Source organism: Pseudomonas sp. Irchel s3b6 (genome assembly GCF_900187415.1).
Classification (GTDB): Bacteria; Pseudomonadota; Gammaproteobacteria; order Pseudomonadales; family Pseudomonadaceae; genus Aquipseudomonas.
In genome coordinates this window covers 354,260-370,317 of sequence record NZ_FYDM01000003.1, presented here as the reverse complement: position 1 = coordinate 370,317, position 16,058 = coordinate 354,260, and the positions used below count along the sequence as shown (strand labels likewise).

Genomic DNA, 16,058 nt, shown 5'->3' with positions numbered 1-16,058 from the left:
ACGTCTAAAGCATTGAAAGTTATTGGAGATACCGGGATTACCGTGACTCATGAACCCCTGTTAGGGGTGACTGCGTGGCAGTTTGAACGCCGCCAGCAGATCCTCCTCGAACGCCCGCTGCGCATCCCCCGGCACTTGGGCGCGGTGCCGGGCCAGGTGGAACGTCACCTCAAAGCTCAGCGCCGGCTGGCCGATGGCCTTGAGCAAGCCGCTGTTTTCCCACGAACGGGCGACATGCTCGGGCAGGTAGCCAATGTGTTTGCCCGACAGAATGAAGGCGAGGGTGCCTTCGACCTGTTCCGAGCGCGCCGAACTGCGCTTGCTGTGCAGCGGTTCGTCATTGCGCAGGAAGCGGTAAGGGTGGTCCACCAGGTCGGTGTTGCCCATGGCCTCGGCATCCGGAGCCGGATCGTGGAACAGCGGGTGCCCGGTCGCGCAGTACAGGTGCTGGGGCTCACTGAACAACGGACGGTAGTCGAAGGCGCTTTGCACTTGGGAAAAGTAACCGATGGCCAGGTCCAGGCGTTGCTGCAATAGCAAGCGCTCCATCTCACCGGGCATGGCGCTGATCAGCTCGATGCGCACCGATTCATCGCGCTCACGAAAACGCCTGATGGCCTCGGCCACCTGTTGCAACACCGATTGATCCAGGGCCTCGGACAGCCCCAGGCGCACTTCGCCGATCAGCCGGCCGGCGACGCCGTTGGACTGATGCCGGAACGCCTCGATGGACTGGAACAGCCCGCGAGTCGCCAGTAGCAACTGCACGCCCTTGGGCGTGAGCTTGAAACCGCCTTTGCCACGGCTGCACACGCGATAGCCGAGGCGGGTTTCCAGCTTGGCCATTTGCTGGCTGATGCTTGACTGGCTCAACCCCAGTTCACCTTGGGCGGCACTGAAACCGCCGCATTCAACGACGCTGGCGAACAGGCGCAGCAGGTGCAGGTCCAGATCGTGGAGTTGACCGAGCATCAAACATTACTCCTGAATAAAGTCAGGATAATAAACTTAATATTCCAGCAATGTATCTTCCACGGCAAGCTGCAGGCACCTCAATGACTCAGGTGCTTGTCATGGCTACGGCGATCAGGTTCGTATTCCCCGCATTGGTGCTGGCCCTGGCCTTCCCGGCGCAGGCGCAGGAAAAAGTGCTCAATCTTTACAGCTGGGCTGACTATGTCGCGCCGCAAGCCCTGCAACGCTTCGAGCAGGAAACCGGGATTCGTGTGCGGTACGACACCTTTGACACCCCGGAAGTCCTGGAAACCAAATTGCTCACCGGCGGCAGCGGCTATGACGTGGTGGTGCCATCTTCCAGTGTGCTGGCCCGTGGACTGGCGGCCGGGGCGCTGAAGCCGATCCCCCTGGACACGCTCAAAGGCTACGCGAACCTTGATCCGGACCTGCTGGAAAAACTCGCCGCCGTCGACCCGGGTAACCGTTATGGCGTGCCCTATACCTGGGGCACCCTGGGCCTGGGGATGAATGTCGAGGCCGTGACCCAACGTCTGCCGGGCGTGCCGCTGAACAGCCTGGACCTGCTGTTCAAGCCCGAATACGCCAGCAAGCTGAAGGACTGCGGCATCGCGATCATCGATTCGCCCCAGGAAGTCATCGGCCTCGCGTTGCATTACCTGGGCAAGGATCCGTACAGCACCAATAAAAACGATCTGGCGGCCGCCGAAGCCTTGTTGCATCAATTGCAGCCTTCGGTGCTGTACGTCGCCAGCGGTCGCCAGATCAACGACCTGGCCAACGGCAGCGCGTGCCTGGCGCTGACGTACAACGGTGATGCCAGCCTGGCCGCCGATCAGGCACGCAAGGCCAACAAACCCTTTGAAGTGGCCTATCGCATTCCCAGGGAGGGCACCCTGGTGTGGCAGGACAACTTGGCGATCCCGGCGGATGCGCTGCACCCCGAGGCCGCACAGGCGTTCATTGAATTCATGCTGCGCCCCGAATCCGTGGCCGCGCTGACCAACACCCTGTTCTTTGCCTCGGCCAACCAGGCCGCGACGCCCCTGGTTGATGCCGCCGTGCGCAACGACCCCGACATTTATCCGCCTGCCGATGTGCGCGGCCGCCTGTACGCCGACCGCAGCATGAGCCTCAAGGACATGCGCCAGCGCACCCGCCTGTGGACCACTTTCCGTAGCCGCCAATAACCAGGAATGCTTGATGGACATCTCTGAACTGAACGACCAGGCCATGACCCGCGACAGCCTGTACGGGACCGCCGCTGAAAGCACCTATGCCGGTATCACCAGCTTCATGCGCCGGCGTTATAGCCGTGACCTGCGCGGTGTCGACGTGGTGGTCAGCGGTGTGCCGTTCGACACCGCCACCAGCAACCGTCCCGGTGCACGTTTCGGACCGCGGGGGATTCGCGCGGCATCCACCGGGATTGCCTGGGAACGCCACTGGCCGTGGACGTTCGACCCTTTCGACCACCTGGCCGTGATTGACTATGGCGATTGCAATTTTGACTCCGGTGTTCCGGAGTCGGTGCCGGACAGCATCGAGGCCCACGCCGAAAAAATACTCGGCGCCGGGTGCGCGATGCTGACGTTCGGCGGCGACCATTTCATCAGCTATCCGTTGCTCAAGGCCCATGCCCGTCGACATGGCGCGTTGTCCTTGATTCATTTCGATGCCCACAGCGACACCTGGCCGGACGAAGAGGGCAAGCGTATCGATCACGGCACCATGTTCTGGCACGCCGCCAGGGAGGGGCTGGTGGATCCCGCCCGCTCCGTGCAGATCGGCCTGCGCACCACCAATGACGATCATCAGGGCTTCGAGGTGCTGGATGCCCGGCAGGTGCATCGGCGCGGGTGCGACGCGATTATCGAAGCGATCCGCGCCCGGGTCGGTGACAACCCGGTGTACCTGACCTTCGACATTGACTGTCTGGACCCGGCCTTTGCCCCGGGCACCGGCACGCCGGTGTGCGGCGGCTTGAGCACGGTGCAGGCCCTGGAAATTCTCGGCGGGCTGCGCGGGATCAACCTGGTGGGCATGGATGTGGTGGAAGTCGCTCCGGCCTACGATAGCGCCGAAATCACCTCACTGGCCGCGGCAACCCTGGCCATGGAGATGCTGTGCCTGTACGCGGCCAGGCACAAGGTAGACCGTTAACCCTCGGGATGATCACTCCTGCGTCCGGGCGTGGGAGTGATTACCGGACTCCACCCACGGACGTGCCATACTGGGGCCTTTGACTGTCGAAACGGGCCGCTATGACCTTTGATTCGCCCCTCAGTGCCTACCAGCACGCGCTCACTGAAAACCATTTTGTCCCGGATGCGGCACAAGAGCATGCGGTCCGGGTGTTGCAGCAGAGCCACGAAGACCTGCACCAGGGCCTGACGCCAATCAGCGGGGTCTATCTCTGGGGGCCAGTGGGGCGGGGCAAGACCTGGTTGATGGATCAGTTCTACCAGACCTTGCGCGTGCCTGCCCGGCGCCAGCACTTTCATCACTTCATGGGCTGGGTGCACCAGCGCTCGTTTCAACTGACCGGTACTGCCGACCCGCTGCGGGCGCTGGCCCGCGAATTGAGCGAGGAAGTGCGGGTGCTGTGTTTCGACGAGTTGTTCGTCAGCGACATCGGCGATGCCCTGATCCTGGGGCGGTTGTTCCAGGTGATGTTCGATGAAGGCGTGGTGATGGTCTGCACCTCCAATCAACCACCGGAACAGCTGTACGCGGACGGCTTCAACCGCGAGCGCTTTTTGCCGGCCATCGTCGCGATCAAGAACCATCTGGAGGTGGTGGCGGTGGATGGCGGTGAGGACCATCGATTGCACCCCGGCGCCGGCCTGCAACGCTATTGGGTCCGGGCCCCCGAATGCCCGAGTGTCATGGATGAGGTCTTCCGGCAATTGGCACACGACCAGCCGATGTCCAGCGAACCGGTCATGCTGGGTTATCGCTCGCTGGCGGTGGTCAAGGCCACTGACAGCGTGCTCTGGTGCCGCTATGCCGATGTCTGCGAACAGCCGTTCGCGGCGATGGATTTCATGGCCTTGTGTGATCGCTACAGCGCCATGCTGATCAGCGACGTCCCCAACCTCAGCGCTCGGCAGCGCCCCGGCCGCATTGCCCGCGGCACCGAGGACGGCAGCGAACGCGTGGACGCCGGTGACCGTGAGCTGCCGCAGTTGTCGGTACACGACGACAGCGTGCGGCGATTCATTGCGCTGGTCGACGAATGTTACGACCGCAAGGTGCCGTTGTATCTTGAGGCGCAGGTGCCGATGGATGCGCTCTATACCGAGGGCTACCTGGAGTTTGCGTTTCGCCGCACCCTCAGTCGCCTGAAGGAAATGCAGTTGCAGCGTTTCGCGGTGCGGTGAAACGCGGGAGGAGACATCATGAAGCAGCCGCTGTCCCATCATTTGTTGACCATGGCCTACCAGAACGCCTGGGCCAATCACCGTCTGGGCAAGGCCTGCGCCCAACTGAGCCAGAGCGATTTCGAGGCCCGGAGGGTGAGCTTTTTTCCGAGCATCAAGGCCACCCTCAATCACATCCTGACGTGCGACTGGTTCTACGTCGACGCTCTTGAGCGCGAGATGCGTGGCGATCTGCCGCATCCGCAGTGCGATGTGTTTTTCCAGGATGAAGAGCCCTTTGCCAGCAGCGCCGAACTGATGCGCGAACAACACCAGGTTGATCTGCGCCTGATCGCTTATTGCGAGCAGCTCAGGGATGCCGGGCTCACTCGGCGGGTGACCATCGCCCGAAAAGTTCCCCAGCAGGACACGCGCCTGCGCATGCTCTCCCATCTGTTCGAACACCAGATCCACCATCGTGGGCAGGTGCATGCAATGCTCAGTGGCACCCCGGTTGCACCGCCGCAACTGGATGAGTTCTTTTGCGCCGGGGAGACCCACCTCAGGGCCGAGGATTTTGCCGAACTGGGCTGGACCGAGGCGCAGATCTGGGGCGCTTCGAATTGAATCGGCCACTGGCGCACAAAACAGTGGCGCGGGGCCAGTTCATGGTTGTTCCGGTCCGCACGGCACGTTAATGTCATTGGCCCCAAGCGATACCCGCAGGGATGCACATTGATCGTCAGATCGAGGATGGAAATGGAATCCGCAGAAATCCTGGTACTCCAGGCCAGTTATAGTAATCCGACACACGCCGAAGCGATCTGCCTGGTGCTGGATCACTATGCGACAGACCCCATGGGCGGTGGTTCGCCATTGGCTGCCGATGTCCTGCAGCAGCTGCCTGCCGAACTGGCCAAGCGTCCTTATGCGTTCAGCGTCCTGGCGTTCGTCAACGGCGAACCCGCTGGGCTGGTGAACTGCTTTGAGGGATTCTCGACGTTCGCCTGCCGGCCGTTGGTCAACGTGCATGACGTAGCAGTGGTCGGCAAGTTTCGCGGCCTGGGCCTGAGCCAGAAGATGCTGCAAAAGGTCGAGGACATTGCCCGTCAGCGAGGCTGCTGCAAGATCACCCTGGAAGTGCTGGAAGGTAACGACGTGGCGCAAGCGGCCTATGGCAAGTTTGGCTTTTCTGCCGGCATGTTCGACCCGGCCCATGGGCGCATGCTGTTCTGGATCAAGGCGCTTTAACAGCGCGCAACGCCGCCCGGTAGAAGCGCAATGCGGTTCAGTTAAAGAGATGAAACTGCAACTGTAGGAGCGAGCGCGCTCGCGATGAGCTCAAGAACGACGCGTTTATGCAGCAAAATGCGCGTTATCGTTGACGTCCTTCGCGAGCAGGCTCGCTCCTACACAGGCGGTCAGAGTTTCCAGTCCAGGCTCAAGGTGACCGTGCGCGGGTCGCCCCAGAACACGCCGTTGTAGAAGCCGACTTTGTCGTAGTACTTCTCGTCGAACAGGTTGTTGACGTTCAGCGAGGCACTGAGGTGCTTGTCGATCTCGTAGCGCGACATGAGCTTCACCACGGAGTAGGCCCCTTGCTCGATTCGGGTTTTCTGCGTCACGATGTCACCGTCGGCATCGAGGCCGACCGGACGGTTCGCCATGTCGTAGATATCGCTCTGCCAGTTCACCGCACCACCGACCGTCAGCGCCTGCCAGTCACCCGACAACCGATAGGCTGTCGATAGACGCAGCATGTTCAACGGTTGTTCGGTGTTGTTGCGTTTGTCCTCGCCATTCACCGAGTGGGTATAGGTGTAGCCAGCGGTCATGTTCCAGCCTGGCATCACTTCGCCGGACACCTCGGCTTCGAACCCCTGGACTTTGTTGCCCTTGCCGCCTGACGTGAAGAACTCTTCATTGGTGACCGGATCCGGCGGTACCGAATCATCCCGTTCGGCCACGTTGTCCTGCTTGCTCCAGAACACCGCGGTGGCGAGGTTCAGGCGTTCCTCCAGCAAACTGCCCTTGAGGCCCAGCTCATAGTTTTTGCCGACGATGGGGTCCAGGTACTTATGACTGGTGTCACGTTCGGTCTGGGGCTTGAAGATATCGGTGTAGCTGACGTACGCGGTGTACTCGGGGGTGATGTCGTACAGCAACCCGGCATAAGGGGTGAATATGTCGTTTTGTTCCTGGCTGCTGTGGTCGTTGCCAATACGCTGGTAGTTGTCGTCGAATGAATAGTAATTGCTGCTGGTTTTCCAGCTGCCGTAACGGCTGCCCAGCACGGCGTGCCACTGGTCGGTCAGGCTCAGGCGCGTGGCCAGGTAGCCGGCCTTCTGCCGCGTGCTGTCGTTCGAGCCTTCGATGCCGGTGTCGGTGTCCCGGAACTTGGCGATGTTGCCCATGTACTTCCAGTCGGCAATGTTGTTGTAGTCTGGGGGCGTCGGGTCTTCCACCAGGTAGGGGTTGCTTGCGCTGCGCTCGGCTTCGCCGTAACCGATCATCAACTCATGTTCGCGCCCCAGCAACTGATAGGGGCCGGCGAAGTTGAAGTCGTAGACTTCCATTTTCTGTTCGCCCTTCATGTGACCGCGGTAGGCGGTCATGCCGCTGCGATCGTCATTGGGGAACCCGCTACCACCGTAGTAGACCTTGCCATCGGTGTCGCTTTCGCGATGGGTATAGGCGGCTTTCATGTGCCAGCCGTTACCCAGGTTCTGGTCCAGGTTGGCAAAGGCGGTTTTGTCTTTCAGTGGCCAGGAACTCCATTTCGTCGCCATGTTGGTCGAGCGCGGCAGATTGGCCTTGTCGCCATTGGAATTCCAGTACGGCACCGTGCCCCAGGAGGTCCCCTGGACCTGTTTGTCCTGATAGTCGTAACCCACTGCCAGCACTGTGTCATCGGTCAGGTCGGCTTCGAGGATCCCGTAGCCGACTTCGCGCTGCAGTTGGTAGTGATCGCGAAAGGACTGGCTGTCGCGGTAGGCCAGCACGCTGCGACCCCGCAGGCGACCATCGAACGCCAGTGGACCGCCGACATCCACGTAACTGTAGTAATTGTCGTAGCTGCCACCACTGACCCCGGTCTTGGCTTCCCATTGCTGTGTCGGGCGTTTGCGCACCATGTTGATGGTGGCCGAAGGGTCGCCGGCACCGGTGGTCAGGCCGGTGGCGCCGCGCACGACTTCGATGCGGTCGTAGATGATGGTGTCCGAGTCGGACTTCATGCGGCCAAAGGTGTTGAGCATGCCATCGATCTGGAAGTTGTTGATCGAGTAGCCGCGCGAGGAATAGCTGACCCGGTCGGAGTCATTGTGCTGAACCACGATGCCGGTGGTCTGGCCCATGGCTTCGGACAAGGTGTTGAGTTTGAAGTCGTCCATCTGTTGGCGCGTCACCACCGATACGGACTGCGGTGTTTCCTTGATGGAAAGATTCAGGCGCGTCGCGGTGCTCATGGCGCCGGTGGTGTACGAGTCGGTGTTTTCGGTGGTGGTACCAAGGCCTTGGGCTGAAACGTTGGTGGGGTCCAGCTCAAGCGGTCTTGCGGCAAGTTCTTGTGACTTGTCTGGTTCGCTCTCGGCGTGGGCGGTGGAGCACAGGGCAAGACTGCACAGGCCCAGGGTCAAGGTCATGGAACGGGTGATAGGCGCGAACATCGCAGCCGACTCCTTGTCTTCGATGGAAAATTCCGTTTGCTCAAAGACGAAGGAGGGCGGGGGGATTTAGCTTAAATAGTAATAATTACCATTCTGCATATGTATCAGAATGTTGCTTGGGCGTCGACGGGCGGAAAAGGGGGGCTGGAGTCAGCCCCCTGGCGTGCTTACTGTTTGACCACCGCAGGCGCGACAGCGGCTTTGGGTTTCATCAGGCTGAAGTCGATCAGAGCCCGTTGCTCGCGCTCATAGGGGTTGCCGATCAACAACGGACGAGGCTTGAAGCTGGCGCTGACCAGGCTCTTGCTGTGGTCCAGTTCATCGAAGCTCAAACCTGCCAGGTCTGCCCAGGTATGGATCAGGTGCGAACTGCTGTACGGGCGTTGCAGGTCCTGCGCGAAGTTCCAGTCATGGGTGTCGCGCCATTTCGGCGAGGCCCAGGCCATGAACGGAATGGTGTACATCGGCGCGGTCGGTTTCGACTCATTGCGCCCCAGCGTGCCATGGCCCGGGGAGTCGAAAACGTCTTCGCCGTGGTCGGAGAGGTACAACAGGAAGCCGTTCGGGTCAGTCTTGGCGTAGTCCTTGATCAGGCTCGAGACCACGAAGTCGTTGTAGCGCACGGCGTTGTCGTAGCTGTTGTAGGTCGGCAACTGATCGTCGCTCACACCGCTTGGAACACCCTGGCGATCCTTGAACGTGTCATAGCTCGGTGGGTAGCGGTACTGGTAGCTCATGTGGGTGCCCAAGAGATGCACCACGATGAACTTGCGCGGTGCGCCATCGGCCAGGGCCTTGGAAAAGGGCTCCAGTACGTCACCGTCGTATTGACGAGCGTTCTGGTTGCGGTTGTTGTTTAGGTAGACCTGTTCATCCGCCTGCTCGGAAAACGTCGTGAGCATGGTGTTGCGCTTGGTCATGGTCTGCTGGTTGGTGATCCAGTAGGTCTTGTAGCCTGCCTGTTTCATCATGCTGACCAGCGACGGCGTCTTGAGGTACAGGTCGGGGTTCTCTTCGTCGGCGAAGGTCAGCACCTGTTGCAGCGCCTCGATGGTGTAGGGGCGCGGGGTAATGACGTTGTCGAAGACCGCCAGTTGATCCTTGAGCTTGTCCAGTTCCGGCGTGGTATCACGTGGATAGCCGTACAGGCTCATGCGCTGACGGTTGGTGGATTCGCCGATCACCAGCACCAGGGTCGCCGGCTGGTTGGCCAGCGAATCCTTGAGGTTATGCAGGGGTGGAACCTGGCTGGCGTTGTCGAGCATGCCTTGCATGCTGGCCAGTGTTTCACCGTAGCGGCGGTAGGCAACCAGCATCTGCCAGGGCACAGCCGGCTCGATGCGGGTTTCGAATTTTTCGTAGCCGGCGGCCAGGCTGCCGGTGCGTGCGGTCTGCTTGACCAGCGGATAACCGATCACCGCCACCAGAATCGCAGTGGCCGCCAGCAAGGCTTTGCCCCTAGGCAGATACACCGGGCGCAGACGGGTCCACAGCAACATGGCAACCGCGGTATGGGCCAGGAAGGCCAGGACCATCCACCAGGCAAAATACTGCGTCATGTATTCGCCCGCTTCAGAGATGTTCGACTCGAACATGATGAAGATGACGCTTTGCGAGAATTCCTGCTGGTAAATGAAGAAGTAGCCCAGGCTGGCCATCGAGCAGGCCCAGAGCACCGCACCGATCACGGCCGCCAGCAGGCGGGTGCGGGCCGGGAACAGCAGCATCGGTGCGAGCCAGAGGGTGCTCATTACGAAGGCCTGGCGGAAGCCCGAGAACCCCGAGGTGCCGGTCAACAGGATGAGCAGTTGGGTAATGCCGGAAAAATACCAGAAGAACAGGAACAGCCAGCCCAGGCCAGCCCAGTCGAAACCTTTCGCAGGCGTACTGCTGCGTTTAAACATCGCCATTCAGCGCTCCAGCCGATTAATGACTACAACCGCTGGGGGGATTGCGAACGCCAGCGACACAAAAGCGCTCATAAAACGAGCGCCATTGGTTCAGAAGTATCGCGAAGCCGATGTGAAAACTTTGTTAGTTGTGCGAGGCGCCGCCCCCGGTTACGGACGAAGTTAGCGACTACGTCAACGCGGGCGGAACCCTCATGGACGCTGGCGGAAACGCCAACCACCACTCGCACTAAGCCGTTGTTTCGCGGCCCAGCGGTTGACCCACGCCATACTTCACGCCAGCCCGAAGCGCATGACGAAGTTTCAAGGCCGGCCGCTCAACGTAGTAGTACGACACACCGCTCAGCAGGAACGACAGGGTCAGCACTGTTGCAACGATATGCCCATCGTAGGCAACCGGCCAAAAGGCGCGCAGGAAGCACATCACCACAAAGTGATTCAGGAAGACGCCGTAGCTGATGTTCCCGAGAAACTCGTCAACCCGGTGAAACTTGAGTTTCGTCAGTAGGTACACGGCGGGCACGCCCAGTGCTATGCCGGCGGTCACCTCGGCATTGAACGGCCGACGCTCAATCCAACCGGCCATGATCGCCGCGAACATCAATGCCGCCGCCATGGCGGTACCGGCAGCGATCGCTAGACCCTTCGCCTGTGGTTTGTACAGGTAGCTGCCGCACAGGAACATGAACAGGACGCCCGGCAATAGCCGGTAGCCGTACAGGTCGGTGTTTATGTAGCCAAGGCACGCAGCCATGAAAACGACGACAGACAGGGTAAACGCAACGCCCTGCGCTTTGAAGATGATCAGAAAAGGAATTACCAGGTAGAAACACATCTCAAGCCCCAGCGACCAAGCCGGCGGCAGGATCTCCGCCCCGGCGGCCCCGAACATGTAGAAACCAAGGGGCACGATAGGGAGGCTCGCGGCGATGTTCTTGAGCGTCAGATCGGCTGCTTGCGGCGTGCCAGGCAGGAGGAAATAGATCACCGCGCAAGAGGTGAAGAAGTAGAACAGGAACTAGGGGTAAAGCCTCAAGGCCCTGTCCATGTAGAACAGGCCGATTTTCTCCGGCGCCTTGTAGTTTCGATCGATGAGCGAGGTCATCACGAAACCGCTGATGATCAGGAAGGAAATCACGGCAACCACGCCGGGGTTTAGCCCCGCAAACGTCTTGCCCATATGAGAAACGGCCACCAAAACGACCAACAGCAGACGATAAGCTCCCACTTACACCCCGAAGTTTTCCCCACTTACTGAGGGCTGGACGGGGCGTCTCTTATTGCGCGGGCTGCAACTCTATTTCACGAACCATCCCGATCTGTGCCAGCCTTTCCCGGAATAGCCCAGGTTTATCTCGCTCACCCCTCGGGATGTATCTCAGTCCAAAACAACCGTGCTTGCGCAAAGTACTTTTTGACGTCCCGGCACCGACAATCTCACGAGGGAGGAGCAGCCTGACTGTCCGTGTTTGCGCCTGTTGCTTGGGTGGCAGGCGCGTTGTGGCGAGACAATCAATCCAGTGCGCGGACCGCTGCAGGGGGGCATGGCTGGTTGCCAGTCAGTGCCTGCAAGCGCTGTTGCAGATGGGCGATCTCGTTGCGCATCTGCTCGCGTTCGGCCTTGAGTTGGCGCAGTTCGTCGCGACGAACAGTGACGTAAAGGGTCTGTGGAGGCAGTGCGTTTATTACTGAGCCCATTGCTCACCTCGCAAATGGCGTTTCACAACAGTGGCCGAACCGTTCAGCAATCAGGTCCGGGCCACGAACGGCACCGATTTTGATTTCTTTCGGCCCTGAATGGAACTTTTTTATTTTTTGTTGTCCCTGTGTCTTCGCCAACGTTGCGGACGTTATCCCTATAGTTAGGGCAAAATGCCCGGAAACTATGTGGAAGCGCACTGGACTAAGCTTCACCAGGCTCACTGCGCTATAACCATTGGCACACCATTTTTTGTAGTTAAGGAGCATCAGCACATGCAATTGGGGATTATTGGACTGGGCCGCATGGGCGGCAACATTGCGCGGCGCCTGATGCTCAACGGGCACAGCACTGTGGTCTATGACCGCAATACCGCATTCGTTGATACCCTCGGGCAAGAGGGCGCTACTGGCGTCGCCGACTTGCCGAAGCTGGTCGCAGCACTGGATAAACCCCGAGCGGTCTGGGTCATGCTGCCTGCCGGCGCGCCGACCGAAGACACCATCGATACCTTGAGCACGTTGCTGGAGGCAGGCGATGTGATCATCGACGGCGGCAACACCTTCTACAAGGACGATATCCGCCGTGCCAAGGCGCTGGCGGAAAAAGGCCTGAAGTACATCGACGTGGGCACGTCCGGTGGCGTCTGGGGCCTGGAGCGGGGCTACTGCATGATGATCGGCGGCGACGCTGACGAAGTTAAGCGACTGGACCCGTTGTTTGCCGCACTGGCCCCGGGCATGGGCGATATTCCACGAACCAAGGATCGGGTGGCCGAGGATGATCGCGCTGAACGTGGCTACATCCACGCCGGCCCTGCAGGTTCCGGGCACTTTGTGAAGATGATCCACAATGGCATCGAGTACGGCATGATGCAGGCGTTTGCCGAAGGCTTCGACATCCTCAAGACCAAGGCGTCGGAAATCCTGCCGGAGGACCAGCGTTTTGATCTCAACGTGGCCGACATCGCCGAAGTCTGGCGCCGTGGCAGCGTCGTCTCGTCCTGGTTGCTGGACCTGACCGCCGATGCCCTGGCCAGCGATCCAAAACTGGACGGTTACTCCGGTTCCGTGGCGGACAGTGGCGAAGGTCGCTGGACCATCGAAGCGGCCATGGAGCAAGCGGTGCCGGTGCCGGTGCTCTCCAGCTCGCTGTTTTCCCGTTACCGCTCGCGCCAGCAAGGCGCCTATGGCGACAAGATCCTGTCGGCCATGCGCTTCGGCTTTGGCGGCCATGTCGAGACCCCGAAAAAATGACCTCGATCCGCAGGAAGTCCAAGGCACAACCGGCACCACCGACCACGCTGTTTCTGTTCGGTGCCCATGGCGATCTGGTCAAGCGCCTGCTGATGCCGGCGCTGTACAACCTGCGTCGTGACGGGTTGCTGGGGGACGGAATGCGGATCATCGGAGTCGACCATAACGCCATCAGCGATGCGGACTTTGCGAAAAAACTCGAAGACTTCATTCGCGACGAAGCGGCCAACAAGGTGGGTAGCCATCACGACACCCTGGACCCTGAGCTCTGGGCCAAACTGGCTCAGGGCGTCAGCTACGTCCAGGGCGACTTTCTGGATGACAGCACTTACCAGGCGCTGGCAGCGAAAATCGCCGAAAGCGGCACGGGCAACGCGGTGTTCTACCTCGCGACCGCGCCGCGTTTCTTCAGTGAAGTGGTGCGCCGGCTCGCTTCGGCCGGGCTGTTGGTGGAGGGCGCGGAGGCCTTCCGCCGGGTGGTGGTGGAAAAGCCCTTTGGCTCCGATCTGCCAACGGCCGAAGCCTTGAACGCGTGTTTGCTCAAGGTCATGACCGAAAAGCAGATCTACCGGATCGACCACTACCTGGGCAAGGAAACCGTGCAGAACATCCTGGTCAGCCGGTTCTCCAACAGCCTGTTCGAAGCGTTCTGGAACAACCATTACATCGATCACGTACAGATCACCGCGGCTGAAACCGTGGGGGTCGAAACTCGCGGCAGTTTCTACGAACACACGGGCGCGTTGCGCGATATGGTGCCCAATCACCTGTTCCAGTTACTGGCCATGGTCGCCATGGAGCCGCCCGCGGCTTTTGGTGCCGATGCGGTACGCGGTGAAAAGGCCAAGGTGGTCGGGGCGATCCGTCCGTGGCCCATTGAAGAGGCGCGAGCCAATTCGGTGCGCGGTCAATACACCGCCGGCCAGATCGCCGGAAAACCGTTGCCTGGGTATCGTGAAGAGCCCAATGTTGCGGCCGACAGCACCACGGAAACCTTCGTAGCGCTCAAGGTCATGATCGACAACTGGCGATGGGTGGGCGTGCCGTTCTACCTGCGCACCGGCAAACGCATGAGCGTGCGTGACACTGAAATTGCCATCTGCTTCAAGCCTGCGCCCTACGCGCAGTTTCGCGATACGGAAGTCGATGAGCTGCAACCGACTTACCTCAGGATTCAGATTCAACCCAACGAAGGCATGTGGTTCGACCTCTTGGCCAAGCGCCCTGGCCCTGCGCTGAACATGGCCAATATCGAACTTGGGTTTGCCTACAAGGATTACTTCGAAATGCAGCCCTCCACGGGCTACGAGACCTTGATCTACGACTGCCTGACCGGCGACCAGACCCTGTTCCAGCGTGCCGACAATATCGAGAACGGTTGGCGAGCGGTGCAGCCCTTCCTCGACGCCTGGAAGGAGGAGGCCGGGGTTCAGACCTACGCCGCGGGTGAGAATGGCCCGAGTGCCGCCGATGAGTTGCTGGCACGCGACGGTCGCGTCTGGCACAGCCTGGGATGAGGCCGTACGGCGATCTGAGCCCTGTCGGCACGAAGGTATTCGAAATGGCGGCCTGACAGCCGCCGCGTCACGTTCAGGCGTACATCAACGAAGGCCCGTGCAGGTGCGTGCCTGACACGGGCCTGCACCGATTACAACCAGTAGCTCACCCCATACCAACCCAGAAGCCCCATCACGATGGTGTACGGCAGCGCCATCCACACCATGCGCCCGTATGAAAGGCGAATCAGCGGGGCGATGGCCGAGGTCAGCAAGAACAGAAACGCCGCCTGACCATTGGGCGTCGCGACGCTGGGCAGGTTGGTGCCGGTGTTGATGGCAATCGCCAGGGTTTCGAAGTGCTCACGGCTCATATGACCGGAGAGGAACGCCTGCTTGACCTCGGTGATGTAGATGGTGGCCACGAAGACGTTGTCGCTGATGGCCGACAGCACGCCGTTGGCGATGAACAGCATGCCTGGCTGCTGATCGGCGGGCAGGCTCAGTACCCAGTGAATCAGCGGGGTAAACAGTTGCTGGTCATGGATCACCGCCACCACGGCGAAGAACACTACCAGCAAGGCAGTGAACGGCATGGCGTCCTTGAACGCGTTGCCGACCCGATGTTCATCGGTGATGCCGGTAAACGAGGTAATCAGCACGATCACCATCAGGCCGATCAACCCGACCTCGGCAATGTGCAATGCCAGGCCGGCAATCAGAACCAGCGCCGCCGCACCTTGCACCAGCAGTGCGGCACGCTGGCGGGACGTGCGCTCTGCGTTGTCTTGCGCGGCATAGTTGGCCAGCACGGCGCGGACGTTGTCCGGCAGCAGGGTGCCGTAACCAAACCAGCGCAGTTTCTCCAGCAAGACACAGGTCACCAGGCCAGCCACCAGCACCGGTAGCGAGACGGGTGCGACCTTGAGGAAGAAGTCCGCGAAGTGCCAGCCCATTTCATGGCCGATCAGCAGGTTCTGCGGCTCCCCGACCAGGGTGCAGACGCCACCCAGTGCCGTGCCCACCGCACCATGCATCAACAGGCTGCGCAGGAACGAGCGGAACTGTTCCAGGTCTTCGTGATGCAGCACCGGCAGGTTGTCGTCGTTGCTGAACTCGCTGTCCTGGCGTGGGTCATTGCCCGAGGCCACGCGGTGATACACCGAGTAGAACCCAACGGCGGCGCTGATAATCACGGCGGTGACCGTCAAGGCATCGAGAAACGCCGACAGGAAGGCCGAGAGGAAACAGAACATCAGGCCCAGCATGGCCTTGGAGCGAACCCCCAGCAGCAGTCGGGAAAACAGGAACAGCAACAGGTCCTTCATGAAGTAAATGCCTGCCACCATGAACATCAGCAGCAGGATCACCGGGAAGTTGTGCAGCAACTCGTCGTACAGGGCCTGTGGCGTGGTCATGCGCAACAGCAGCGCTTCAACCATCAACAGGCCGCCCGGCATCAGCGGGTAGCATTTAAGGGCCATGGCCAAGGTGAAAATGAACTCCGCCACCAGCAACCAGCCGGCCGCCACCGGACCTGCGGTCCACAGCACCAGGGGGTTGAGAATCAGGAACGCGAGAATGGTCGCCTTGTACCAGCGTGGTGAATGCCCGAGGAAATTATGTGCAAACGCCTGGGCCATTGAGCCGGACATCGGTTGCTCCTTTGTTTAAGAAGCGCGCAACTTGCCG

At 60.4% G+C, this 16,058-nt stretch carries 12 protein-coding genes and 1 pseudogene; 7 read left to right on the top strand and 6 right to left on the bottom strand.

Features of this window, described 5'->3' with window-relative positions; all coding sequences use genetic code 11:
* Nucleotides 1-60: 60 nt before the first annotated feature.
* Complete coding sequence (locus tag CKW07_RS07710) at nt 61-972, bottom strand: LysR family transcriptional regulator (protein ID WP_095144343.1); 912 nt, start codon at nt 970-972, stop codon at nt 61-63.
* Between the two features lie 101 nt (nt 973-1,073).
* Here CKW07_RS07710 and CKW07_RS07705 point away from each other — a divergent pair, with 101 nt between their 5' ends.
* The 5 genes from CKW07_RS07705 to CKW07_RS07685 all read left to right on the top strand — a co-directional run bounded on the left by CKW07_RS07705 (nt 1,074) and on the right by CKW07_RS07685 (nt 5,588).
* A complete protein-coding gene (locus CKW07_RS07705) occupies nt 1,074-2,165 on the top strand; it encodes a polyamine ABC transporter substrate-binding protein (RefSeq protein WP_095144479.1) in 1,092 nt (363 codons plus the stop codon).
* A 13-nt stretch (nt 2,166-2,178) separates the two neighbouring features.
* The gene (speB, locus tag CKW07_RS07700) at nt 2,179-3,138 is read left to right on the top strand and encodes an agmatinase (protein WP_095144342.1); all 960 of its coding nucleotides are present in this window, start codon (nt 2,179-2,181) and stop codon (nt 3,136-3,138) included.
* A gap of 101 nt (nt 3,139-3,239) precedes the next feature.
* On the top strand, nt 3,240-4,358 hold the full coding sequence (gene zapE / locus CKW07_RS07695; protein WP_095144341.1) for a cell division protein ZapE: 1,119 nt from the start codon (nt 3,240-3,242) through the stop codon (nt 4,356-4,358).
* An 18-nt stretch (nt 4,359-4,376) separates the two neighbouring features.
* The gene (locus CKW07_RS07690; protein WP_095144340.1) at nt 4,377-4,964 is read left to right on the top strand and encodes a DinB family protein; all 588 of its coding nucleotides are present in this window, start codon (nt 4,377-4,379) and stop codon (nt 4,962-4,964) included.
* Nucleotides 4,965-5,096: 132 nt separating this feature from the next.
* A complete protein-coding gene (locus tag CKW07_RS07685; protein ID WP_095144339.1) occupies nt 5,097-5,588 on the top strand; it encodes a GNAT family N-acetyltransferase in 492 nt (163 codons plus the stop codon).
* Nucleotides 5,589-5,758: 170 nt separating this feature from the next.
* On the opposite strand, the gene CKW07_RS07680 is transcribed toward CKW07_RS07685, so the two are convergent.
* From CKW07_RS07680 to CKW07_RS07665, 4 genes and pseudogenes are all read right to left on the bottom strand, one after another.
* Entirely contained in the window at nt 5,759-8,005 is a 2,247-nt protein-coding gene (locus tag CKW07_RS07680) for a TonB-dependent siderophore receptor (protein WP_095144338.1), read from the bottom strand.
* 167 nt (nt 8,006-8,172) lie between these two features.
* Nucleotides 8,173-9,915 carry a phosphoethanolamine transferase CptA gene (locus CKW07_RS07675; protein ID WP_095144337.1) on the bottom strand — a complete coding sequence of 581 codons (1,743 nt, stop codon included), beginning with the start codon at nt 9,913-9,915 and terminating at the stop codon, nt 8,173-8,175.
* A 229-nt stretch (nt 9,916-10,144) separates the two neighbouring features.
* A pseudogene (locus CKW07_RS07670) lies at nt 10,145-11,143 on the bottom strand (acyltransferase family protein).
* Nucleotides 11,144-11,427: 284 nt separating this feature from the next.
* Nucleotides 11,428-11,613, bottom strand: a complete 186-nt coding sequence (locus tag CKW07_RS07665; RefSeq protein ID WP_095144336.1) for a DUF6026 family protein — start codon at nt 11,611-11,613, stop codon at nt 11,428-11,430.
* Nucleotides 11,614-11,787: 174 nt separating this feature from the next.
* Between CKW07_RS07665 and gnd the strand changes: the two genes are divergently transcribed.
* Both gnd and zwf read left to right on the top strand, forming a co-directional pair.
* Complete coding sequence (gene gnd, locus CKW07_RS07660) at nt 11,788-12,870, top strand: phosphogluconate dehydrogenase (NAD(+)-dependent, decarboxylating) (protein WP_256577031.1); 1,083 nt, start codon at nt 11,788-11,790, stop codon at nt 12,868-12,870.
* Nucleotides 12,867-14,387 carry a glucose-6-phosphate dehydrogenase gene (gene zwf / locus CKW07_RS07655; protein WP_095144334.1) on the top strand — a complete coding sequence of 507 codons (1,521 nt, stop codon included), beginning with the start codon at nt 12,867-12,869 and terminating at the stop codon, nt 14,385-14,387. The genes gnd and zwf overlap by 4 nt, the downstream gene beginning before the upstream one ends.
* 131 nt (nt 14,388-14,518) lie before the next feature.
* Here zwf and nhaB read toward each other — a convergent pair whose 3' ends face one another.
* The gene (nhaB, locus tag CKW07_RS07650; RefSeq protein ID WP_095144333.1) at nt 14,519-16,021 is read right to left on the bottom strand and encodes a sodium/proton antiporter NhaB; all 1,503 of its coding nucleotides are present in this window, start codon (nt 16,019-16,021) and stop codon (nt 14,519-14,521) included.
* Nucleotides 16,022-16,058: the final 37 nt, after the last annotated feature.